This is a genomic window from Micromonospora sp. BRA006-A, assembly GCF_033433935.1.
In the GTDB taxonomy this organism is placed as follows: Bacteria; Actinomycetota; Actinomycetes; order Mycobacteriales; family Micromonosporaceae; genus Micromonospora; species Micromonospora aurantiaca.
Map to the genome: position 1 here is coordinate 6,314,417 of NZ_JANCLW010000001.1, position 22,562 is coordinate 6,336,978.

At 74.0% G+C, this 22,562-nt stretch carries 24 protein-coding genes; 4 read left to right on the forward strand and 20 right to left on the reverse strand.

Features of this window, described 5'->3' with window-relative positions; all coding sequences use genetic code 11:
* Positions 1-208: 208 nt before the first annotated feature.
* Together NMK34_RS28950 and lysS are read right to left on the reverse strand one after the other, a co-directional pair.
* Positions 209-559, reverse strand: coding sequence for a histone-like nucleoid-structuring protein Lsr2 (locus NMK34_RS28950; RefSeq protein ID WP_013288952.1), 351 nt, complete (start codon positions 557-559; stop codon positions 209-211).
* Between the two features lie 121 nt (positions 560-680).
* Positions 681-2,189, reverse strand: coding sequence for a lysine--tRNA ligase (gene lysS / locus NMK34_RS28955; RefSeq protein ID WP_318335981.1), 1,509 nt, complete (start codon positions 2,187-2,189; stop codon positions 681-683).
* 93 nt (positions 2,190-2,282) lie between these two features.
* Between lysS and NMK34_RS28960 the strand changes: the two genes are divergently transcribed.
* Entirely contained in the window at positions 2,283-3,029 is a 747-nt protein-coding gene (locus NMK34_RS28960) for a class I SAM-dependent methyltransferase (protein WP_318335982.1), read from the forward strand.
* A gap of 52 nt (positions 3,030-3,081) precedes the next feature.
* On the opposite strand, the gene NMK34_RS28965 is transcribed toward NMK34_RS28960, so the two are convergent.
* From NMK34_RS28965 to NMK34_RS28995, 7 genes are all read right to left on the reverse strand, one after another.
* Positions 3,082-3,840, reverse strand: coding sequence for a type III pantothenate kinase (locus tag NMK34_RS28965; RefSeq protein WP_013288955.1), 759 nt, complete (start codon positions 3,838-3,840; stop codon positions 3,082-3,084).
* Between the two features lie 9 nt (positions 3,841-3,849).
* Entirely contained in the window at positions 3,850-4,746 is an 897-nt protein-coding gene (gene nadC / locus NMK34_RS28970) for a carboxylating nicotinate-nucleotide diphosphorylase (RefSeq protein WP_318335983.1), read from the reverse strand.
* 46 nt (positions 4,747-4,792) lie between these two features.
* Positions 4,793-6,490 (reverse strand): L-aspartate oxidase, encoded by a 1,698-nt coding sequence (locus NMK34_RS28975; protein WP_318335984.1) that lies wholly within the window; start codon positions 6,488-6,490, stop codon positions 4,793-4,795.
* Positions 6,491-6,552: 62 nt separating this feature from the next.
* Positions 6,553-7,446 carry a septum formation family protein gene (locus NMK34_RS28980; RefSeq protein WP_318335985.1) on the reverse strand — a complete coding sequence of 298 codons (894 nt, stop codon included), beginning with the start codon at positions 7,444-7,446 and terminating at the stop codon, positions 6,553-6,555.
* A 222-nt stretch (positions 7,447-7,668) separates the two neighbouring features.
* Complete coding sequence (panD, locus tag NMK34_RS28985; protein ID WP_318335986.1) at positions 7,669-8,094, reverse strand: aspartate 1-decarboxylase; 426 nt, start codon at positions 8,092-8,094, stop codon at positions 7,669-7,671.
* 30 nt (positions 8,095-8,124) lie between these two features.
* Complete coding sequence (panC, locus tag NMK34_RS28990; protein WP_318335987.1) at positions 8,125-8,967, reverse strand: pantoate--beta-alanine ligase; 843 nt, start codon at positions 8,965-8,967, stop codon at positions 8,125-8,127.
* Positions 8,967-9,896 (reverse strand): Rossmann-like and DUF2520 domain-containing protein, encoded by a 930-nt coding sequence (locus NMK34_RS28995; protein ID WP_318335988.1) that lies wholly within the window; start codon positions 9,894-9,896, stop codon positions 8,967-8,969. The genes panC and NMK34_RS28995 overlap by 1 nt, the downstream gene beginning before the upstream one ends.
* 193 nt (positions 9,897-10,089) lie before the next feature.
* On the opposite strand from NMK34_RS28995, the gene NMK34_RS29000 reads away from it, so the two are divergent.
* Positions 10,090-11,151, forward strand: a complete 1,062-nt coding sequence (locus NMK34_RS29000) for an SAM-dependent methyltransferase (RefSeq protein ID WP_318336450.1) — start codon at positions 10,090-10,092, stop codon at positions 11,149-11,151.
* Positions 11,148-12,317, forward strand: coding sequence for an NADH-quinone oxidoreductase subunit D (locus tag NMK34_RS29005; protein WP_013288963.1), 1,170 nt, complete (start codon positions 11,148-11,150; stop codon positions 12,315-12,317). The genes NMK34_RS29000 and NMK34_RS29005 overlap by 4 nt, the downstream gene beginning before the upstream one ends.
* A gap of 9 nt (positions 12,318-12,326) precedes the next feature.
* Here NMK34_RS29005 and NMK34_RS29010 read toward each other — a convergent pair whose 3' ends face one another.
* The 4 genes from NMK34_RS29010 to NMK34_RS29025 form a co-directional block, all read right to left on the reverse strand.
* Complete coding sequence (locus NMK34_RS29010) at positions 12,327-14,144, reverse strand: hypothetical protein (RefSeq protein ID WP_318335989.1); 1,818 nt, start codon at positions 14,142-14,144, stop codon at positions 12,327-12,329.
* Positions 14,145-14,268: 124 nt separating this feature from the next.
* The gene (locus NMK34_RS29015) at positions 14,269-15,273 is read right to left on the reverse strand and encodes a glycine betaine ABC transporter substrate-binding protein (protein ID WP_318335990.1); all 1,005 of its coding nucleotides are present in this window, start codon (positions 15,271-15,273) and stop codon (positions 14,269-14,271) included.
* Positions 15,274-15,426: 153 nt separating this feature from the next.
* The gene (locus tag NMK34_RS29020) at positions 15,427-16,149 is read right to left on the reverse strand and encodes an ABC transporter permease (RefSeq protein WP_318335991.1); all 723 of its coding nucleotides are present in this window, start codon (positions 16,147-16,149) and stop codon (positions 15,427-15,429) included.
* Positions 16,146-16,835, reverse strand: a complete 690-nt coding sequence (locus NMK34_RS29025; protein ID WP_013288967.1) for an ABC transporter permease — start codon at positions 16,833-16,835, stop codon at positions 16,146-16,148. The genes NMK34_RS29020 and NMK34_RS29025 overlap by 4 nt, the downstream gene beginning before the upstream one ends.
* A gap of 2 nt (positions 16,836-16,837) precedes the next feature.
* Between NMK34_RS29025 and NMK34_RS29030 the strand changes: the two genes are divergently transcribed.
* A complete protein-coding gene (locus NMK34_RS29030) occupies positions 16,838-17,830 on the forward strand; it encodes an ABC transporter ATP-binding protein (protein ID WP_318335992.1) in 993 nt (330 codons plus the stop codon).
* Positions 17,831-17,832: 2 nt separating this feature from the next.
* Here the strand turns inward: NMK34_RS29030 and NMK34_RS29035 are convergent, their stop codons facing one another.
* From NMK34_RS29035 to folP, 7 genes are all read right to left on the reverse strand, one after another.
* A complete protein-coding gene (locus NMK34_RS29035; protein ID WP_013288969.1) occupies positions 17,833-18,324 on the reverse strand; it encodes a hypothetical protein in 492 nt (163 codons plus the stop codon).
* Between the two features lie 83 nt (positions 18,325-18,407).
* Positions 18,408-18,710 carry a hypothetical protein gene (locus tag NMK34_RS29040; RefSeq protein WP_135242344.1) on the reverse strand — a complete coding sequence of 101 codons (303 nt, stop codon included), beginning with the start codon at positions 18,708-18,710 and terminating at the stop codon, positions 18,408-18,410.
* 61 nt (positions 18,711-18,771) lie between these two features.
* Positions 18,772-19,998: an ABC transporter permease gene (locus NMK34_RS29045; RefSeq protein WP_318335993.1), complete on the reverse strand. Its 1,227-nt coding sequence runs from the start codon at positions 19,996-19,998 to the stop codon at positions 18,772-18,774.
* A 114-nt stretch (positions 19,999-20,112) separates the two neighbouring features.
* Positions 20,113-20,601: a DUF3180 domain-containing protein gene (locus tag NMK34_RS29050; RefSeq protein WP_120574102.1), complete on the reverse strand. Its 489-nt coding sequence runs from the start codon at positions 20,599-20,601 to the stop codon at positions 20,113-20,115.
* Positions 20,602-20,686: 85 nt separating this feature from the next.
* The gene (gene folK / locus NMK34_RS29055; RefSeq protein ID WP_318335994.1) at positions 20,687-21,214 is read right to left on the reverse strand and encodes a 2-amino-4-hydroxy-6-hydroxymethyldihydropteridine diphosphokinase; all 528 of its coding nucleotides are present in this window, start codon (positions 21,212-21,214) and stop codon (positions 20,687-20,689) included.
* Positions 21,211-21,570 carry a dihydroneopterin aldolase gene (gene folB / locus NMK34_RS29060; RefSeq protein WP_013288974.1) on the reverse strand — a complete coding sequence of 120 codons (360 nt, stop codon included), beginning with the start codon at positions 21,568-21,570 and terminating at the stop codon, positions 21,211-21,213. The genes folK and folB overlap by 4 nt, the downstream gene beginning before the upstream one ends.
* Complete coding sequence (gene folP, locus NMK34_RS29065) at positions 21,567-22,508, reverse strand: dihydropteroate synthase (protein ID WP_318335995.1); 942 nt, start codon at positions 22,506-22,508, stop codon at positions 21,567-21,569. Before folP ends, folB begins: the two co-directional genes overlap by 4 nt.
* Positions 22,509-22,562: the final 54 nt, after the last annotated feature.

A 22,562-nucleotide genomic window follows, 5' to 3' on the forward strand; every position in this document is an offset into this window, starting at 1 on the left:
TCCACCGCCTGTGGACAACCGTCCCCGGCGGGGTTTTCTTCCCTGTCGCCGCCACCGAGGGCGGCACTGTGGGCCGGACCGGACATCCGGCACAGGTACGACGGGACCGGCACGGCGCGGTCCAACCGTGACGGCGGACCGGAAACGGCGACGCCGGCCCGGAGTCGCACTCCGGTCCGGCGTCGCGTCGCCCGTGACGAGGGCGGGGTCAGTGCCCCGCCTTCGCGTGGTACTCGTCCACGATCTCCTGCGGGATCCGGCCCCGGTCGGAGATGTCCTTGCCGGCCTTCTTGGCCCATTCGCGGATGGCCCGGTTCTGCTCGCGGTCGGCGGTCGCGCCGCCCCGGCCACGAGCGGCCCGGCCACCCACGACCACACCCCCGCGACCGACCTTCGTTCCGTTCGCGATGTACGGCGCGAATACGTCACGCAATTTACCGGCGTTGGATGCGGAGAGGTCGATCTCGTACTGCACACCGTCGAGCGCGAACTTGACGGTCTCGTCAGCGTCCCCGCCGTCCAGGTCATCGACCAGCTTGTGAATGATCTGCTTGGCCACGTCCCACATTCCTTTCGAGCAGGGTTGTACTCCTGCAATGCTCCGAGCACAATAACCCGTCCGGCGCTTGTTCCGTCAATAGGATCGGGTAACGAGCCGGAGAAGGCTTGCGGGCGAGCGCCTACTCGGGCCGGACCAACGGGAACAGGATCGTTTCCCGAATTCCGAGCCCCGTCAGTGCCATCAGCAGCCGGTCGATTCCCATTCCCATGCCACCGGACGGCGGCATTCCATACTCCATCGCTCGGAGAAAATCCTCGTCCAGTCGCATCGCCTCGTCGTCCCCACGCGCCGCCAGCTGCGCCTGGGCCACCAGCCGCTCCCGCTGCACGACCGGGTCCACCAGCTCCGAGTACGCGGTACCCAGCTCGAATCCGAGCACGTAGAGATCCCACTTCTCGGCCAGGCCCGGCTCGCTGCGGTGGGCCCGGGTCAGCGGGCTGGTCTCCTCCGGGTAGTCCATGACGAACGTCGGCGCCTGAAGCGACGGCACGACCAGTTCCTCGAACAACTCCTCGGCCAGCTTGCCCGGTCCCCACTTCGGGTCGACGGAGAGACCGACCTTGTCCGCGTACTCGACCAGGCGTGCCCTTTCGGTGCGGACGGTGACCTCCTCACCGAGCGCTTCGGAAAGAACACCGAACAGCGACACCGACCGCCACTCGCCGCCCAGATCGAACTCACGACCGTCGGCGTGCGTCACCACCGTCGAGCCGGCGACCGCCACTGCGGCCTGCTGTACGAGATTTCGGGTCAGCTCCGCCATCGTGTGGTAGTCGCCGTACGCCTGGTACGCCTCCAGCATCGCGAACTCGGGCGAGTGCGAAGAGTCGATGCCCTCATTACGGAAGTTGCGGTTGATCTCGAAGACGCGGTCGACGCCACCGACCACCGCGCGCTTGAGAAACAGTTCCGGCGCGATTCGCAGATACAGATCCGTGTCGAGCGCATTGCTGTGGGTCACGAATGGGCGGGCCGCCGCGCCGCCGTGCAGCAGTTGCAGCATCGGCGTCTCGACCTCGATGAAGTCCTGCCCGTGTAGGGTGTCGCGCAGACTGCGGACGGCGGTGGCCCGGGTACGGACCATCTGCCGGGCCTGCGGCCGGACCACCAGGTCCACGTAGCGCTGGCGGACCCGGGACTCCTCACTGAGCGGCTTGTGCGCCACCGGCAGCGGGCGCAGCGCCTTCGCGGTCACCGCCCACTCCTCGGCGAGAACGGACAGCTCGCCGCGCCGGCTGGTGATCACCTCGCCGGTCACGCCGACGTGGTCGCCGAGGTCGACCAGGCGCTTCCAGTCTCCCAGCCGCTCGGCGCCGACCCGGTCCAGCGAGAGCATCGCCTGGACCTCGGTGCCGTCACCGTCCCGCAGGGTCGCGAAGCAGAGCTTGCCGGTGTTGCGAATGAAGATCACCCGGCCGGTGACCGAGACCCGGTCGCCGGTGGCGGTGTCGGTGGGCAGGTCGCCGTAGCGCTCGCGCAGCCGCGCGAGCGTGGTGGTGCGCGGGAAACCCACCGGGTACGGCTCGACGCCCTCGGCGAGCATCCGGTCCCGCTTCTCCCGGCGGACCTTCATCTGCTCCGGAAGGTCGTCGGCGGGGTCTGTTGGCAGGGCGTTCTGCTCGGTCACGGCACGCTTCCTCAGGCCTTGGGGACATCGGCGGGGTCAGCACATGAGCGTACTCAAGCGCCGTGGCGGCCGTTACGGGATAACCTGCCCGCCATGACCGACCCCACTGCGGCCCTCTCGTTCGGCGCCGCCGCGGCCGATTACGACCGGTTCCGTCCCCGCTATCCGGAGGCCGCGCTGCGCTGGGCGCTGGACGGGCTGCACGACGCCCGGGTGGTGGACCTCGGCGCCGGCACCGGCATCCTCACCCGCGGGCTCCTGGCGCTGACCGGGCCGGTGGCTCAGGTCGTACCCGTGGAACCTGATCCGGGGATGCGGGCGCAACTGGCCGCCGCGACGCCGGGTGCGACGGCGCTGGCCGGCAGCGCCGAGGCGGTGCCGCTGCCGGACGGGTCGGCGGACGCGGTGCTGGCCGGGCAGGCCTACCACTGGTTCGACAGGGAGCGGGCGCACGCCGAGGTGGCCCGCGTGCTGCGCCCGGGCGGCACGTTCGCGCCGGTCTGGAACATCCGGGACGAGCGGGTCGGCTGGGTGGCGGAGCTGACCCGGATCGCCCACCTCGGCGACAACGCGGGCGACGTGACCCAGCGGTACGCGGACTTCGGCGCCGCCTTCACCGAGGTCGAGGTGGGCGAGTTCGCGCACGCCACCACACTGACGCCGGACGAGGTGGTGGGCATGCTGCACACCCGCTCGTTCTGGCTGACCGCCGACGCGGACGAGCGGCGACGGGTCGACGCGGAGCTGGCGGAGCTGTTCGCCGCCCATCCGGAGCTGGCCGGCCGGGACGCCGTGGAGCTGCCCTACCGCACGATGGTGCTCCGGGCGCGCCGGCGTTAAGAAGGGGCCCCTCCTCTACCGGAGGCGTTAACAGGGGGCCCCTCCTTGCACCTCAGACGTTGCGGTCGTAGACCATCCGCAGGCCGATCAGCGTGATCATCGGCTCGTGGTGGGTGATGGTGTGGCACTCGCCGAGCACCAGCGAGGCCAGGCCGCCGGTGGCGATGACCGCCTTGACGCCGCCCAGTTCCTCGGACATCCGCTCGACGATCCGGTCCACCTGCCCGGCGAAGCCGAAGTACAGCCCGGCCTGGAGGCACTCGACGGTGTTCTTGCCGATCACCGAACGCGGACGGGTCGCCTCCACCTTGCGCAGCTGGGCGGCGCGGGCGGCCAGCGCGTCGAAGGAGATCTCGATGCCGGGCGCGAACGCGCCGCCGAGGAACTCCCCCCGGCTGCTGACCAGGTCGAAGTTCGTGGTGGTGCCGAAGTCCACGACGATCGACGGCCCGCCGTAGAGCGTGTACGCGGCCAGCGTGTTCACCACCCGGTCCGCGCCCACCTCCTTCGGGTTGTCGATGGCGAGTTGCACGCCGGTCCGGACGCCCGGCTCGACGATCACGCTGGGCAGGTCGGCGTAGTACCTGTCGAGCATGGTGCGCAGCGAGCGCAGCGCGGCCGGCACGGTCGAGCAGGCGGCCACGCCGGTGATCTCCACGGCGTCCCCGGCGAGCAGTCCGCGGAACATCAGACCCAGCTCGTCCGCTGTGGAACGGGCGTCCGTCTTGATCCGCCACGAATGCACCAGCTTGTCGCCGTCGAAGGTCGCCAGCACGGTGTTCGTGTTTCCGATGTCGATGCAGAGCAGCACAGCGGCAGCCTAGACGTCACGCAGGTCGAGGGCGATGTCCAGGATCGGCGAGGTGTGGGTGAGCGCGCCGACGGAGAGGAAGTCGACGCCCGTCGCGCCGTACTCGGCGGCCATCGGCAGCGTCAGCCCGCCGGTGGCCTCCAGCTCCGCCCGGTCGCCCACCGACCCCACCACCTCGCGCAGCTGCGCCGGGGTCATGTTGTCCAGCAGCAGGAACCGGGCGCCCGCCTCGACCGCCTCCACCGCCTCGGCCGGCGTGTCCACCTCCACCTGCACCGCGACGTCGGGGAACGCCTCCCGGACCCGGCGGAACGCGGCAGCGATCCCGCCCGCCGCGACCTTGTGGTTGTCCTTGATCATGGCGACGTCGTACAGGCCCATCCGCTTGTTGGTGCCGCCACCGGCCCGGACCGCGTACTTCTCCAGCGCCCGCAGGCCCGGCGTGGTCTTGCGGGTGTCCAGCACCATCGCCTTCGTGCCGGCCAGCGCGTCGGCCCAGGCCCGGGTGTGCGTCGCCACCCCCGACATGCGGGACAGCAGGTTCAGCGCCGTCCGCTCGGCGGTCAGCAGCAGCCGGGTCGGCCCGGTCACGGTGGCCAGCACGTCGCCGCGCGCCACCCGCTGCCCGTCGTGAGCCACGAGCGAGACCTCGACCGTACGCCCCGCACCGGTCACCTCGCCGACCAGCTCGAACACGGCGGCGGCGACCGGCAGCCCGGCCACGACGCCGTCGGCGCGCGCCACCAGGTCGGCCGTGTCGTGCTGCTCGTCCGGGATGGTGGCCACGCTCGTCACGTCGAGGAAGTCGGGCCCCAGATCCTCGTGCAGCGTGTCGACGATGACGTGCCGGACCCGCTCCGGGTCCAGGCCGCCGTCCCGCAGCGCCCGCTCCGTCGACTCCCTCATCAGCTGTGCCTCCTTTGTTCGCGACTGCGGGGCTCGCAAGACCGGCTCACTCCTCGCGCTCACGTGATTCCCAGCGCTCGGCCACGATGCCGTCCGTGCCCACCTCGGCCACCAGGTGGCCCAGCCACCGCTCGTCGGCCGTCGGGAAGTCCTCCCGCCAGTGGCAGCCCCGCGTCTCCTGGCGCGCGTACGCGGCCGCGACCAGCGTCGACGCCACAGTCAGCAGGTTCGTCGCCTCCCAGTCGGCGGTACGCGGCACGCCCCGGCCCGCGCCCAGCCCGGTGAGCGTGGCGGCGGTGGCTTCCAGCGTGTCCGCCGAGCGGAGCACGCCGGCACCCCGCGTCATCGCCCGTTGCAGCTCCGCCGTGCCGGACGCCGGCACCAGCGCGCCCGGACCGCCCACCCAGGCGCCGGTCTCCGCCGGGCGTGCCTGCTCGGGCAGCCCGGCGGCGATGTCCTCGGCGATCCGGCGGGAGAAGACCAGCCCTTCCAGCAGCGAGTTGCTGGCCAGCCGGTTCGCGCCGTGCACGCCGGTGCAGGCGACCTCGCCGCAGGCGTACAGGCCGGGGATGGAGGTACGGCCGCGCAGGTCCGTCCGGACGCCGCCGGAGGCGTAGTGCGCGGCCGGCGCGACCGGGATCAGGTCGGTCGCCGGGTCCACGCCGATGGCCAGGCAGGACGCCACGATGGTGGGGAACCGCCGGGCCAGGAAGTCGCCGCCCAGGTGGCGGGCGTCCAGGAAGACGTGGTCCGCGCCGGACGCGAGCAGCACCCGGTGGATGCCCTTGGCGACCACGTCGCGCGGCGCCAGCTCGGCCAGTTCGTGCTGGCCGACCATGAACCGCTTGCCGTCGCCGTCGACCAGGTGCGCGCCCTCGCCGCGCAGCGCCTCGGAGACCAGCGGCTGCTGGGCCAGCCCCGCGCCCGGGCCGCCGGCCGGCACGATCAGCGCGGTCGGGTGGAACTGGACGAACTCCACGTCGGTGACGGCGGCGCCCGCGCGCAACGCCAGCGCCACCCCGTCCCCGGTGGAGACCGCCGGGTTGGTGGTGGCGGCGAAGATCTGCCCCATGCCGCCGGTGGCCAGCACCACCGCGCGGCCGAGGATCGCGCCGACGCCGTCCTCGCTGCCCTCGCCGAGCACGTGCAGCGTGATGCCGCAGGCCGGGCCGAGCCCGTCCGGTCCGTCGCCGGGAGCGCGCAGCAGGTCCAGCACCAGCGCGTGCTCGACCAGCCGGATCCACGGGTCGCGGCGGACCGCGTCGTGCAGCGCCCGCTGCACCTCCGCGCCGGTGGCGTCGCCGCCCGCGTGCACGATCCGGTCGGCCCGGTGGCCGCCCTCCCGGGTCAGCATCAGCGAGCCGTCCGGGTTGCGGTCGAACTCCGCCCCGATCCGCATCAGCTCGCGCAGCCGGGTGGGGCCCTCGGCGACCAGTGCGCGGACCGCCGCCGGGTCGCACAGGCCGACGCCGGCGACCTCCGTGTCGTACGCGTGCGCGTCCGGCGTGTCCGCCGGGTCCAGGACGGCGGCGATCCCGCCCTGCGCCCAGCGGGTCGAGCCCTCGTCCATGTCGACCTTGGTGACCACCGTGACGTGCAGGCCGGCCTCGCGCAGGTGCAGCGCGGCGGTCAGCCCGGCCACGCCGGAGCCGACCACGATCACGTCTGTCGTCTCCACCCAGCCGGGAGCGGGCGCGGCGAGCAGCCGGGGCAGCGCCGGCAGGTCGACGGTCGGTAGGTCCATGAGCACAGTCAACCCGAAGCGAACTCGGCTCGGGCGCGGGGGGGCGTGACGAGTGCGGTCCGCTACCTCGTCCGGCGCGGCAGGCCGGCCGGTCCGGCGCCCTTCAGTGAGGTGGTCACCGTCCGGTCGCTGAGCCACAGGTAGCAGCGCACACCCCGGTCGCCGACCGCCCAGCGACCGGCAGCGGGCGGACGGACCACCACGTCGCTGCGGTAGCGCAGCAGCCCGTCGGCGGGCACCCCGGCGTACCGGGCGATCACGCCGAAGCAGCCGTCGTAGAGCGGCACCCAGTCCTCGGGCTTCTTCGGGTACGGGCGGTCCGGTGCGGCCCACACGCCGACGAACTCGGCGTCGTGCGCGACAGCGCAGTCGACCGGGTTGAGCCGCTCCACTCGGTTCGTGTCCCGCACCGAACGCTGGCAGCCCAGCCGCAGCGGGGAGGGCGCCTTGAGCGCGTCGCGCAGGCTGCCCGTCCGGGTGACCACGGTGGCCGCCGCTTCGACCGTGGTCAGCTCGGTCAGGTCGCACCGGTACCAACGGGAGCCCGCCGTCCAGCCGGTGCCAGTCGGCACCGCCACCGCCAGCCGGAGCCGCCCGGCGCGCCAGTCGTCACCCACGTACCCGGCGGCCCGCTTGTCGCAGTCGGCGAACGCGGTACGCAGCTCGGGCGAGGCGAGCGGCGGTGGGGTGGGCCGGTCGGCGGTGAACGCCCCGACGTGCACGGTCTCCACCCGGTGCGGCAGCTCGCAGCCGACCGGCGCGTACGCGGCCAGGCCCACGCTCGGAGTGAAGTCGGCGACCTGGCAGACCCCGGCCGCCGGGATGAACGGCCCGGGTGCGGCCATAGCGGCCCAGTCGTCGGTGAGGTCGCCGTCCAGCCCGCTGGTGCCGGCACAGCCGGTCAGGGCGGTGCTCGCGACCATCGCGGCGACCAGGAAGCTCATCGCACGGCGCATCGCGGCCTCCCCCAGCCGACGACCGTCGATCCCCGACGGTCCGCCCAGGGTAGCCGAAAATGACCTTCCGGTGACAGACCGCGTTCCCCGCCCGTCCGGCCCGCCCTCGCCCCGCCCGCCCCGTCGATCTTGCACTTGCTGCCCCGGCGAAAGGGGCGAACCGCCCGCACCGAGGGCCGAAAGTGCAAGATCAACGGCGAGAGGAGGCGGCGGCCGGGAGGGTCAGCGCGCGGCGGCCAGGGGGTTGGGGACGGGGGATCCGGCGGTGCCGGGGGCGGCCGTCGTCGGGTCCGCCGAGAGGTCGACGACCTTGTTGTCGACGTCGACGTGCACCACCTTCGGGCGGTACGCGCGGGCCTCGGCGTCGTCCATCTGCCCGTACGAGATCAGGATGACCAGGTCACCGGGGTGCACCAGGTGCGCGGCGGCGCCGTTGATGCCGATCACCCCGCTGCCCCGCTGCCCCGGGATCACGTACGTCTCCAGCCGGGCGCCGTTTGTGATGTCCACGATCGCGACCTGCTCGCCGGGGATCAGGTCCGCCGCGTCGAGCAGGTCCTCGTCCACGGTCACCGAGCCGACGTAGTGCAGGTCGGCCTGGGTCACGGTGGCCCGATGGATCTTCGACTTGAGCATGGTCCGCAGCATCGGGGTGCCTTTCCGCATTCGTGGTGGGGTTCAGGGACGCGGCGCGAGGTGGATCGCCGTGTTGTCGATCAGGCGGGTGGCGCCGACCCAGGCCGCGATCAGCAGCCGGGCCGGACCGGCGACCGGGCCGGGTTCCAGCTCGGTGTCGGTGAGCACCAGGTAGTCCAGGCGGGCGTCCGGCGCGTCGAAGGCCCGGTGCGCGGCGGCCAGCACCGCGCCCGCGTCCTCACCCCGCTCGGCCGCCGTCGCGCCGGCCCGCAACGCGGCGGACAGGCTCAGCGCGGTCTCCCGCTCCTCCGCCGACAGGTACCGGTTGCGGCTGGACATGGCCAGCCCGTCCGGTTCCCGTACGGTCGGCACGCCGACGATCTCGGCCGGCACGTCGAGGTCGCGGACCATCCGGCGGACCAGGGTGAGCTGCTGGTAGTCCTTCTCGCCGAAGAACGCCAGGTCGGGGCGGGTGAGCTGGAGCAGCTTCATGACCACGGTGAGCACGCCGTGGAAGAAGCCGGGACGGCTCAGGCCCTCCAGGTCCTCGCCGAGCGGACCCGGGTCGAGCCGCACCGTCGGGCGGCCCTCCGGGTACATCTCGGTCACCGAGGGCGCGAACACCACGTCCACCCCGGCCCGGCGGCAGATCTCCAGGTCGGTGTCGAGCGTGCGCGGGTAGCGGTCGAAGTCCTCGTTCGGGCCGAACTGCAGCGGGTTCACGAAGATCGTGACGATGACGTGGCCGGCGCGCTCGCGGGCGGCCCGCAGCAGCGCCTCGTGCCCGGCGTGCAGCGCGCCCATGGTCATCACCACGCCGACCGGGCCGGCCATCGCCTCGCGGGCCGCCGCCAGTTCCTTGCGCGTGTGCAGCACCTCGGCCATCAGGCCGCCACCTCGATTCCGTCGAGCACGTTGCGCAGCGCGGCCGCGTCCGCCGGGCGAAGGCGGCCGACCGCGACGGCACGATCAGCCGTCCGTCGTGCCAACGCCAGATAAGCGGGTACGGATTCCGGCGCGGTCCGCGCCAGCCGGTCCAGATGCCGGCGTACGGTGCCCGCGTCGCCCCTCGACACCGGGCCGGTCAACGCGTCGTCGCCCAGCCGCAGCGCGTTCTCCAGCGCGGCCCGCAGCAGCGGGGCGAGCACCTTCTCCGGCCGCTCCACCCCGGCGTCGCGCAGCCGGTCGGCGGCCTCGTTGACGAGCGTCACCAGGTGGTTCGCGCCGTGCGCGAGCGCCGCGTGGTAGAGCGGCCGGTCGTTCTCCCCGACCCACTCCGGCACGCCACCCAGGTCGGCCACCAGCCGGGCCGCGAACGGGCGCAGCTCGGCCGGGGCGGTCACCCCGTAGGAGATGCCGGGCAGGCGGGACAGGTCGTCCGGCGTACCGGTGAAGGTCATCGCCGGGTGTAGCGCGAGCGGCCGGGCGCCCGCCTCGACGGCCGGGGCCAGCGCGGCGAGCCCGTGCGCGCCGGACGTGTGCGCCACCACCTGGCCGGGGCGCAGCGCCCCGCTCGCGGCCAGGCCGGCGATCACGCCCGCGAGCGCGTCGTCCGGGACCGCGACGATCAGCAGGTCGGCGGCGGCGCGCGCCACGGCGGACGCGGAACGGTGCGGGGTCTGCGGCAGCAGCAGCGCCATCCGGGCCCGTGTGGCGCCCGAGGCGCCGGATGCGGCGACCACCCGGTGACCGGCGGCGGCGAGAGCCGCGCCCAGCACGGCGCCGACCCGGCCGGCGCCGAGGACGCCGACGGCGAGGGTACGTGGGAAGACGAGCGGGGCAGCGGTGGCCCGGGGGCGCAGCGGTGCGCTCATGGCGGCGATCCAGTCCTCGAAGGGGGTACCGGTCGATGGCAAGTATGCGCCCGGGTGACAGACCCGGAACAAGGAGGTGTGAAAACCTTCACCGACCGCCGGAAGCGGCTGCTGCGCTGGCGGGCAAACCGCCCGTTCGGGTACGTCCCGTAGGGTCGGCCCGGTGACCTCCCCGCTGCGCTGGCGCGACGCGATGGAGCGGGCGCTGTACGGGCCGGACGGCTTCTTCGTCTCCGGCGCCGGGCCCGCCGCGCACTTCCGCACGAGCGTGCACGCCTCGCCCGTCTTCACCGCCTGCGTGCTGCGGCAGCTCGAGACGGTGGACGCGGCGCTGGGGCACCCGGACCGGCTGGACGTGGTGGACGTGGGCGCGGGCCGGGGCGAACTGCTCCGGGCGCTGCTGGCGCAGGCCGCACCCGAGCTTGCCGCCCGGCTCCACCCGGTGGCTGTGGAACGGGCCGCCCGCCCGCCGGACCTGCCACCGCAGATCGACTGGCGCCCCGACATCCCCGACGGCATCACCGGCCTGCTCGTGGCGACGGAATGGCTGGACAACGTCCCCGTGGACGTGGCAGTCCCCACCCCCGAGGGCTGGCGCCTCCTCCTGGTGAACCCGAAGACCGGCGAGGAGACGGTGGGCCCGCCCCCTACCCCCACCGACACCACCTGGCTGACCACCTGGTGGCCCCCCGCCCTCCCCTCGGCTCCCACCCCGGTGATCAAGGAGTTCGGGGCTGCGGAGGGCCCGGATCGGGACACGAACTCCTTGATCACCGACGCCAGGCAGGGCGGTGGGAGGGTGGAGATCGGGTCGGGACGGGATCTGGCCTGGGCGGAGGCTGTCGGGCGGGTGGCGCGCGGGCTGGCGCTCGCGGTGGACTACGGGCATCTGCGGGACTCGCGTCCCCTGGACGGGACGTTGACCGGGTATCGGGGTGGGCGGCAGGTGCCGCCGGTTCCGGACGGGTCGTGCGACGTGACGGCGCACGTCGCCATGGACTCGGTCGCCTCCGCCGGTGAGCGGGTCGCGCGGTGCGCGTACTCCCTGGTCTCTCAGCGGGAGGCGCTGCGGGCGCTCGGGGCCGACGGCGGGCGACCGCCGCTGAGCCTGGCCTCCCGCGACCCGGCCGCCTACCTGCGGGCGCTCGCAGCGGCGTCGGCGGCGGCCGAGCTGACCGACCCGGCCGGGCTCGGCGGGCACCTGTGGCTGCGGCAGCCGGTCGGCGTCGCGCTCGACGCGGTCGTGGCACGATGACGGGCATGACCACGGACGCCGCCGACCTCCGCGAGCTGACAGTCGGCACCGGCGCCGGCGGCGAGCAGCTCGGCACCGACATGGTGCTCAACATCGGGCCGCAGCACCCCTCGACGCACGGCGTGCTGCGGCTGAAGCTGGTGCTCGACGGGGAGCGGGTGGTCGCCGCCGAACCGATCGTCGGCTATATGCACCGGGGGGCGGAGAAGCTCTTCGAGGTACGCGACTACCGGCAGATCATCGTGCTGGCGAACCGGCACGACTGGCTGTCGGCGTTCTCCAACGAGCTGGGTGTGGTGCTCGCCGTCGAACGGCTGATGGGCATGGAGGTGCCGGAGCGCGCCACCTGGCTGCGGATGGCGCTGGCCGAGCTGAACCGGGTGCTCAACCATCTGATGTTCCTCGGCTCGTACCCGCTGGAGATCGGCGCGATCACGCCGATGTTCTACGCGTTCCGGGAACGGGAGACCATCCAGGCCGTGATGGAGGAGGTCTCCGGCGGCCGGATCCACTACATGTTCAACCGGGTCGGCGGCCTGAAGGAGGAGGTGCCGTCCGGCTGGACCGGGCGCGCCCGCGCCGCCATCGCCGAGGTACGCCGCCGCATGCCCGACCTGGACAACCTGATCCGGCGCAACGAGATCTTCCTGGCCCGTACCGTCGGCGTCGGTGTGCTCTCCGCCGCCGACGCCGCCGCGTTCGGCGCGTCCGGGCCGGTCGCCCGCGCCTCCGGGCTCGACCTCGACCTGCGCCGCGACGAGCCGTACCTGGCCTACGACCAGCTCGACGTGCCGGTGGTGACGAAGACCGCCGGGGACTGTCACGCCCGCTTCGAGGTGCTGCTCGACCAGGTGTACGTCTCGCTCGACCTCGCCGAGCAGTGCCTGGACCGGGTGGACCGGATCAGCGGGCCGGTGAACACCCGCCTGCCGAAGGTGCTGAAGGCGCCGGAGGGGCACACGTACGCCTGGACCGAGAACCCGCTCGGCATCAACGGCTACTACCTGGTCTCCCGGGGCGAGAAGACGCCGTGGCGGATGAAGCTCCGCACCGCCTCGTACGCGAACGTGCAGGCGCTGTCGTCGCTGCTGCCCGGCTGCCTGGTGCCGGACCTGATCGCCATCCTCGGCTCGATGTTCTTCGTGGTGGGCGACATCGACAAGTAGCCGGCGGGGTCAGCGCCAGCGGTCGGCGGTGTCCCGATACGGCCGGGCGTGTGCACCGTGCTCCGGGCTGCGCCACTCCGGTTCCGCCGGCCGCCATTCCGGCTCGGGCCGCCGCCAGTGCGACTCGGTCTGCCGCGGCTCCGGCTGACGCCACTCCGGTTCGGCTTCCGGCTGATTCCACTCCGGTTCGGGCCGGCGCCACTCGGGCGGCGGCTGACGCCATTCCGGCTGGCCGCTGCGCTGCGTCGGCGGCCGCCACTCGTCCGGCACCGGCACCCCGCCGGCCGGCAGCGCCGGGTTGCTCTCCCTCTCCCCGGACCAGCGGTCGCCGGTTCCGTCCGGCCCGCTCGCGTCCGGCCTGCCGCCGCGCACCGACGCCCACCGGTCCTCGATCCGGTACTCGGTACCGCCGCCGTCGGCGTGCACTGCGGCCCGCCGTTCCCCGAGCCGGATCTCCCGGCCGTCACCGTCGTCGCGTACCGCTGCCCACCGATTACCGGCACGCATCTCGGACCACTGGTCGCCGCCGGCGCCCGCCCGGTCCGCCGTTTCGCCCGCCGCCGCCGGCCAGGTGCTCGCCGCCCGGCCTGCCCGGTCCTCACCACCGCCGTACCACTGCCGCTGCTCCTCCGCCGCCGCGCGGCCCTGGTCGGTCGACCATCCACCCCCGGCGGTACGCCCCGACCAGCCCTGTTCTCCGGCAGTGGCCCGGCCGACGCCCGCCCACGGATGCTCGGACCCCGGACGTCCGGGGTCGGTCCACGACGGCCCGCCGTCAGCGGATCCGGCGCCCCAGCCGTCGTCGTCAGGTCCGGCCCGACGGCCTGCCCGGTCGTCCCGGCCCGGTTCGCGATGGCCCGCGCGCCACTGGTCGGCCGGATCCGTGCCCCGGGACCGCTCCTCGTCCGACCAGCCGCCGGGGAATCCGCCGTACCGGCTTCCGGCCGGCTCACCGCCGCCGACGATCGTGTGCCGGGTGGTGACGTGCACCGTCTCGGTGTGGTGGACCACGCCGACCGGGCGGGTCTCCGGCCTGGGCATCGGCTCGGACACCCGCGCCGCGCCGTACACCCCGCTCGCCTGCCGGTCCGGCCGTGCGGTGGCCCGCGCCGGCTCGGCGTCGTGCCGCCCGGCCCGCGCCGGTTCGGCGTCGTAGTGGCCGGTCCGGGACGGCTCGGCCCCGTATCGGCCCGTCCAGGACGGGTCGGCGTCGTGATGCCCGGTCCGAGGCGGGTCCGCGTCGTGGTGGCCCGCCCGGGACGAATCGGCATCGGTTCCGTAGCGGCCGCCGGAGTACGCCGGCCGGGCCGGTTCGTCCTCGTCCCGGCCGGCCGGGTGCGCCCGGCCGACGTCGGGGGTGCCGGCGACCGGCACCCTCGCGGCACCACTCGGGCGCTCCGGCACCGACGCGGAGGGGGACGCCGAGGCGGACACGGGCGCGGAGGCCAGCCCGGCGGCGGCCGCGTCGAGCCGATGCCGTACCGCGCCGGCCACCTCCTCGGCCCGTCGTGCCTGGTCGAGCGCCTGGTTGCCGCGCTGGGCGGCGGCCACAATCTCGGCCCGCAACTCCCGCCGGAGCTGCGCCAGCTCCTCGCGCATCTCCTCGGACGCCGCGCCCTCGGAACCGCTCTCCGGCCGCAGCGCGATGGACAGACCGATGAGCACGACCGCGAGGATCGCCAGGACCGCGCCGAACCGGAGCGAGCCGTTTCCGTCGGCGATCAGCAGGATGAGCGCGGCCAGGGGCGCCAGCCCCACACCGACCCAGAACAGGACGGTGAGCAGGGTGGGCGTGCTCTTGTCGGCGGGCGCGACCGAGGCTGGCATGGCTGAGCAGAGTACCGAGAGTTCCACCTGAGGGGAACGGGTCGGCGCCACTCGATGAGCGGCCCGCCGAACGGGCCGCCCGTGCCGCCGGCCGGCACACGAGGCGCCGGCCGGCGGTGCCGCGTCAGCTCGTGGCCAGCGCCGCGTCGGAGGAGAAGACCAGGCCGACGCTCGCCGAGCCGGTCTTCAGCGCGTTCTTGGTCTGCGGGCCGCCCGCGTCCAGCGAGCTGAACGAGCCGGCCTTGAAGTCGTACACCTCGACCAGACCGGCCTGGCACTTCGGCCGCTGCGGGCACTCCGGCGGCCCGGCCAGCACGGTGGCCTGGCCGGAGCACTTGGCGGCCAGCTCGGAGAGCGTGGACACGCCGTACTTGTCGGCGAACGCCTTGGTCACCGCGAACGCGTTCTGGTCCTGCGCCTGGGACGGCTGGCCGAAGACCAGGCCGGCCTTGTCACCCTCGGTCTTCAGCGCCGCGACGGTCTTGTCCAGCTCCGGCGAGGAGACGGGCTGGGCGTCCTTGCCGTTGGCCTTGGTGTTGAGGAACTCCGCCATGGTGGCGGCGTACTCCGGGACGACCTGGATCTGGCCGTTCTCCAGGGCCGGCTCGTAGAGTTCCCGGTTGCCGATGGTCTGCACCTTGACCTGGTAGCCGGCCGCGGTGAGCGCGATCTTGTACAGCTCGGCGATGGTCTGGCTCTCGCTGAAGTTGCCGGCGCCGACGGTGATCTGACCGCCCGGGCCCTTCTCGATGCCGTCGGTCACGCCGTTTGCGGAGGCGAACTCCTGCGCCGCGACCTGCGGCGTCTTGCGGTCGACGTCGACCGCCCGGTTGAGCTGGATCAGCTTCGGGGTGTCGAGCTTCGCGGAGACCTTGTCCAGCGCGGCGACGAGCTGCGGCGTGGCCGCCTTCGCGTTGATCGCCGGGATGACGTTGTCGGTGTTCTGGAGCTTCTTGTCGTCGGTCAGGACGACGAGCTGGTCACCGGCCACCGGAGCACAGCCCGCCCCCGAGGCGCCCTGCTCGGGCGCGTCGGTGCCGGACGAGCCGGCGTCGCCGCAGCCGGTGAGGAGAACAGCCGCGGTGAGTGCGCCGAGCGCCCCCGCGGCCAGTGTCGTACGCGCGCGCATCAGTGCCCGCCTTCCGTGTCCCGGCGCGACCCCCTCGGGCCGGCCGCGTGTCCGACGGGCGATCCGGACGGCCACCCGCGACTCCAGCCAATATCCTCCGGACCCGACCGACAAACTCGGAGCGGTTTTCGTCATCTGATCGTCACCGACGGCTCAACTGCCGGTCGTCGCCGCCGTCGCGCGGCGGTTCGCCCGCGTACGTTCCCGGCGCAGCGGGCGGGGCGTGACCACCCGCTCCACCAGTGCGAGCACCCCCTCGACGAGCAGCGCCAACCCGGCCACCAGGACCCCGCCGGCGATGATCTGACCCCCGCCGGCGGCGATGTCGAGCCCGAACCCGGCCCGGATGATCTGGCCCAGCCCACCGCCGTTGACGAACGAGGCGAGCGCGGCGGTGGCCACCACCTGCACCGCCGCGGTACGGAAGCCGGCCGCCAGGTAGGGCACCGCGAGCGGCAGCTCCACCCGGCGCAGCACCTGCCCGCCGGACAGGCCCATCCCCCGGGCCGCGTCCCGGGCCTCCGGGTCGGCCTGCCGCACCCCGGTGAACGCGTTCGCCAGCAGCGGCGGAATCGCGAAGACCGCGAGCGCCACCACCACGGCCGGGCGGCCGAAGCCGAGGAACGTCAGCGGCAGGATGGTCAGCAGCGCCAGCGTCGGGATCGCCAGTGTGACGTTGGAGACCAGCAGGACCAGCCCGCCGCCCCGGCCGCTGTGCCCGAGCCAGAGCCCGATCGGCCAGGCCACCAGGCAGCCCAGCAGCACCGCCAGCGCGGACATGCTCAGGTGCTCGCCGAGGCGGTCCAGCACGCCGCCGGGGTTGGTCCAGTTCAGCGGGTCGTTCAGCCAGACCACTGCCTGCTCGACGGGGTTCACCGGGCGGACCTCCCGCGCAGCCAGGGGGTGAGCAGGCGGCCCACACCCGCCAGCACCAGGTCGAGCACCAGCGCCAGCAGCACGCACAGCACGGTGCCGGCCATGATCTGCGCCTTGTAGAAGTTGTTCTGGAAGCCCGCGAAGATGAGCTGCCCGAGCCCGCCCCGGCCGACCACCACCCCGACGGTGACGAGCGCGACAGTGGACACGGTCGCCAGCCGTACGCCGGTGAGGATGCCGGGTAGCGCCAGCGGCAGCTCGATCCGGAACAGCCGGCCCCACCTGCCGTACCCCATGCCCTCGGCGGCCTCGCGGACCTCGGGCGGCACCTGGTTCAGCCCGGCCAGCGCGTTGCGCACGATCACCAGCAGCGCGTACAGCGCGACGACGGTGAGCACGGTGATCGCACCGATGCCCAGGTACGGCGCGAGGAACGCGAACAACGCCAGCGACGGGACGGTGTAGAGCACGCCGGTCACCGCAAGGATCGGCGCCGACAGCGACCGGAACCAGTACGCGAGCACCGCGAGGGGCAGTGCCACCAGCGCGGCGATCACCACGGCGCGGGCGGTCAGCCAGGTGTGCTCCCGCAGCGCGGCGAGGATCGTGTCAGAGTTGTCCCGCACGTACTGCCAGGAGAACCACGGATTACCCGGGTCGGCCCGGTAGCTCAGGTGGAGGGACACACGTGGACGGTACCCCGGGAAGCGCCGCCGGAGGCGGCGCGGCGTCGATCACGCTGGAGCGCATCCGCAAGCGCTACCCGGACGGCACCGAGGCGGTACGCGAGCTGAGCCTGGAGGTCGCGGCCGGCGAACTGGTGGTGCTGATCGGCCCGTCCGGCTGCGGCAAGTCGACGGTGCTGCGCATGATCAACCGGCTGATCGAGCCGACCGACGGGCGGATCCTGCTCGGGGACGACGACGTCACCCGGGTCGACCCGGTGGCGCTGCGCCGCCGCATCGGGTACGTCATCCAGAACGTCGGACTGTTCCCGCACCAGACCGTCGCCGCGAACGTGGCGACCGTGCCGGGGCTGCTGGGCTGGCCGAAGCAGCGCACCCGGGACCGGGTCGGCGAGCTGCTGGAACTCGTCGGTCTGGACCCGGCGCAGTTCGGCAGGCGGTACCCGCACGAGCTGTCCGGCGGGCAGCGGCAGCGGGTCGGCGTGGCCCGGGCGCTCGCCGCCGACCCGGTGGTGCTGCTGATGGACGAGCCGTTCTCGGCGGTGGACCCGATCGTCCGGACCCGCCTGCAGGAGGAGTTCCTGCGGTTGCAGGCCGAGGTACGCAAGACGATCGTGCTGGTCACCCACGACCTCGACGAGGCGGTCCGGCTGGGCGGCCGGATCGCGGTGCTGTCCGAGGGCGGCCGGCTGGAGCAGTACGACACGCCGGCCGCGCTGCTCGGCTCGCCCGCCTCGGACTTCGTCCGCGAGTTCGTCGGCGCCGACCGGGGCATCCGGCGGCTCGCGGTGACTCCGGTGACCCGCGCGGTGCTCGACCCGCTCCCGGCCGACGGCGGCACCGGCCTGCCCACTGTCGCGCTCGGCGACTCGGCGTACGACGCGCTCGGCGCGCTGCTCACCTCCGGTGCCGAGCACGCGGTGGTGACCGAGGAGGGCCGGGCGGTGGGGCTGCTCACGCGCACCCGGGTGCTGGCGCTCGGTGCTGTGGACTGAGGTCAGGCCCGGCCGCCGAGGCTGGCCAGTCCGACGATCCAGCCGGCGAAGAAGCCGTACGTGACCCCGGTGCTGGCGGCCTGGAACGCGGCGAACAGCGAACCGTGCGGGCCGAGGAGCGTGGCGAGCAGGGCACTGAGCCCGCCCGCGAGCGCGTACGCGCCCCAGCCGGAGAGGAACTGGCTGCCCGAGGACGTCACGCGGTCGACCTGCGGGCCGGGCAGCAGGTACAGCAGTGCCGCCGCCAGCACGAGCAACAGGATCGCCCGCAGGTTGGTGGCGAACACGCCCTCGTCGGCCTGCCACCGCCAGGACGGCCAGGCGAGCAGCCGCAGGAACCAGCCACCCGCGCCGGTCGGGTCGGTGCCGCGCTGCGCCCAGTCCACGTACATCGGACTGCCGCCGACGGCGACGAGCAGGAACGCGGCGAGCGTGCCGGTGCCGGCGGCCGTACCGTACCGGGGGACGGTGCGGGGGCGGTTGCTCAGAGCCATGCGGCGGTCAGTTCCCGGCCGGTCCCGCCGGGCAAACCTGCGCAACCGGTCGGCCGCCGTCGGCCGACGGGCGGTCATCGACCTCAGTGCTTCATCAGGTAGTCGATGAAGGCGGCGCGCAGCAGCGGCGCGGACTCGTCGTAGCCGTGCCCGGTCAGCTCACGCCAGAGCGCGTTCGCCTCGTCGATGGTCGGGCCGATCGAGTTCGGCGCGCCGTCCAGCGCGGCGGCCTCGTCGGCGTTGGGCAGGTGCCGCAGGACCGACCAGAAGAAGCCCACGTCGCGGCGGTCGCGCGCCAGGTTGAACGCCTGCTCGCGCAGCTCCTCGGTGGAGAGCTTGTCGAGCTCGTCGAAGGTGCGGCCACCGGGGGCAGGAGTATCGGTCATGCCGCCGAGCCTAACCGGAGAGATCAGTCCGGGCGCGCCGGACGCACGGCCACCGCCGGGGTCAGCGGTCGTCGGCGTCCCAGCGCCGGGGTTCGTTGTCCCAGCGCGGGGCCTCCCATGCCTCGACGGGGGTGTCGTGCTGGCGTACCGGGAGCACCGAGGGCCAGGCGTCGGCCGGTTCGGGCGGCGGGGTCATCGTCCAGCCGCCGCTCAGCGCGCCGTCCCGGGCGGGGCGGACCGGGCCGAGCGGACCCGGCGGTGCCGGGCGGGGACGGCCGAACGTCTCGACCAGCCGGGTGACGAGCAGGCCGGCGCCGAGCACGGCGCCGCCGAGCGCCCACCGGCTGACCGTCCAGCCGTGCGGCACGGTCCAGGCCAGGAACACCACCACCAGGCAGACCGCGAACAGGGTGCCGAAGATGCCGCCGCGCCGCCCGTACGCGCTGGTGCCGGCGAGCATCACCGTGCCGACCGCCAGCACGGTCCAGTCCAGTCCGGTACCGGGCGCGACCTGACCGTCCCCGTTCGCCGCGATCAGCACGCCGCCCAGCATCGCCAGCACGGTGGACCCGACGAGAGCCAGCGCGGTCACCGTGGCGGCCGCCACGCCGCGCCGCCGGGCCGGGTCGGCGACCGGGCGGAAACGGCCGATCAGCCGGCGTACCGGTTTCATCGCGGCGAACAGGCCACCGAGGACGGCGACCGCGGCGAAGCCGACGAAGAAGTACAGCGCGCTGCCGCGCGGGTCGTAGTCGCCCTGCACCGTCACCGGCGCGGTCCGCCGTTCCAGGTAGACGATCACGCCGGCCGCCCCGGCCAGGCTCGCCGCCCATCCGGGCACGTGCAGCACCACCACGGCCAGGGCGAGCGCCAGCCCGGCCGCGGCCGCGATCGCCAGCGCCGGCAGCAGCGCCTCCCGCATGCCCCGGTCGCCCTGCTCGGCGAAGTGCAGCGCGGCGGCCAGCGCGACCGGCCCGATCGCCAGGTTCACCGCGCCGGCCCGCAGGCTCAGGCCGGCGGCGAGGGTGAGCAGGCCGAGCGCCGCCACGTCGACGAGCAGCGTCTTCAGGGAGCCGCCGCGCAGCGCGTCCGAGTCCTCCCGCCAGAGCAGCCAGGCCATCGCGACCAGACCGGCGAGCAGCGCGAACTCCCAGAACACGTGTACCGCGATCCGGTCCCGGCCGGGTTCGCCGTGCGCCGGGTCGTCGAAGACGTTCTCCAGTACGGCAGCGGGCACCCCGGACGACGTCTCCGGCGGCGCTGTCCGGCCCGCATCGTCGTACGCCATTGGCTCGCGCCTCCCCCAGGCGGCCGCGTCCGGCCCACGGGCGGGCGGACCGGTGGCGGCCGTCGCTCTCCGGTCGCCAGGGACGGTACCGCCGGGCCGGGATGGGGGGAACCCTCAGAGACGCCCGCGGGGCGTCTCCCGGTCACCGGGCTCGCGGTCCTCGTCGTCCTCCTGCTCCGGCACCCGGCAGGAGCGTTCCAGCCAGAGCGCGGCCGCGACCAGCGCCAGCGCGGCGATGAGGCCGCCGAGCGCGGCCGGTCGATCGCCCACCGCGGCGTTCGTGCGTTCCACGAACAACCAGCCGGTCAGCCCGGCGTAGAAGCCGGCGAAGATGGCCCCGGCCAGCGCCGACGCCTTGGCCAGTACGACGAACCGGGCGACCAGCAGCGGGTTGACCGGCTCCCGGCCGGGCCGCCGCTCGATCCGGCCCCGGGTGTTGACCGCCGCGTAGCCCTCCAGCACGGCCAGCCCGGCCAGCGTGATCACCGGCAGCCAGGGCAGGTCGGGCGCGAAGTCGTAGTAGAAGCCGCTGATCAGCAGCCAGGCCACCGCGGCGGCGGCCAGGCCGGCCACCACGAGCGTGGAGGCCCGGGTCGGCCCCATCCGGAAGCGGTCGGGCCCCTGCGGGGAGCGGTCGGTGCTCACCGCACCTCCTCAGCTCGCCACTGCCGGGCCACGATCCACCGGGTCATGTGTCCGACTCTAGCGCCAGATCGGGTCGCGGGCTCAGTTCCAGGGCGTCCCCGGCGAGCGGCTCGGCGTTGAGCAAGTCGGTCAGCCAGCCGTGCCCGGGCAGCCGGCCGTGCGGCTCGATGTCGATCCACGGGCGCAGCACGAAGGCGCGCAGGTGGGCCCGGGGGTGCGGCAGGATCAGCTCGGGGTCGTCGCGGAGCACCGGCTCGCCGGCGTCGTCCCAGACCGCGATCACGTCCACGTCCAGCGTGCGCGGCCCGTACCGTCGTTGCGGGTCGCGGTCGCGCCCGGCCGCCGCCTCCGCGGCCCGGGCGCGGGCCAGCCAGTCCTCCGGCGCCGCCGCCGGGTCCGCGGCCATCACCGCGGCGTTCAGGTACGCGGGCTGGTCGGCGTCCCCCCACGGTGGAGTCTCGTAGACGCCGGAGACCACGAGCACCCGGTCGCCGAGCGCGGCCACCGCGCCGCGCAGGTGGCCGAGGCGGTCGCCCAGGTTGCTGCCGATCGACAGCACGGCCCGGGTCATCGGGTACGCCGCATCGTGACGGCGACGTCCCGGAAGGCGTGCGGGATCGGGGCCTCCGGCTTGTGCACGGTCACCGTCGCGGCGGCCACCAGCGGCTCGGCCAGGCAGACCGCGAGCAGCCGGTCGGCGAGTGTCTCGATGAGGTTCACCGGTTCGCCGGTGATCACCGCGACCAGGCGTTCGGCGAGTTCGCCGTAGTGCACGGTGTCGGTCACCTCGTCCGAGCGCGCGGCCGGGCCCAGGTCCAGTTCGAGCACCGCGTCGACCACGAACTCCTGACCCTGGGCGCGCTCGAAGTCGTAGACGCCGTGGCGGCCGTGCGCGCGCAGGCCGGTCAGCTCGATCCGGTCGCTCATCCGTCGCCTCCGCTCGTGCCGGTGGACGCTTCCGCCGGCCGGGTGCCGCCGGTGGCCGCCGCGGTCCGCGGCACGGTCGCCGGTCGTACGCCGGTCGCGCCGGCGAGCCGGGGGCTGCCGGTGGCGCGCCAGACGGCGAGCGCGTCGGCGGTGCCGCGGACGTCGTGCACGCGTACCCCCCAGGCGCCGGCCGCGACGGCGAGCACGCTCGTCGCGACGGTCGCGGCCTCCCGCCCGGCGGTGGGGCGGGGTTCGCCGGCCGGGTCGGCGAGCAGCCGGCCCAGGTAGGACTTGCGGCTGGCCCCGAACAGCACCGGGAAGCCCAGGTCGACCAGTTCGGGCAGGCGGGCGCTCAGCGCCCAGTTGTGCGCGGCGGTCTTCGCGAAGCCCAGGCCCGGGTCCACGATGATCCGGTCGGCGGCCACCCCGGCGGCGAGCGCGGCGTCGACGCGCCGGCTCAGCTCGTCGCGGACCTCGGCCACCACGTCGGTGTACGTGGCCAGCTCCCGCATCCCCCGCGAGTGCCCCCGCCAGTGCATGAGCACCCAGGGGCAGCCGGCGTCGCGGACCACCCGGGCCATGTCCGGGTCGGCGAGGCCGCCGGAGACGTCGTTGACGACGTACGCGCCGGCGGCGAGTACGGCCTCGGCGACCCGGGCGCGGCTGGTGTCGATGCTGACGAGGATGCCGGCGGCGCTCAGTTCGCGGACCACGGGCAGCACCCGGACGGTCTCCGTCTCCGCGTCGACCCGCTCGGCGCCGGGCCGGGTGGACTCGCCACCCACGTCGATCAGGTCGGCGCCGTCGGAGCGCAGTCGCACCCCGTGTGCGACTGCCGCGTCCAGATCGGCGTATCTGCCGCCGTCGGAGAAGGAGTCGGGCGTGACGTTGAGGACGCCCATCACCACCGGGGTCTCCGCCCGTACCAGATCGGTCACGGACCCGACAGTACCGTTCGCCGGCAGGGCTTCCGGCCACCGGGCGAGCGCCCG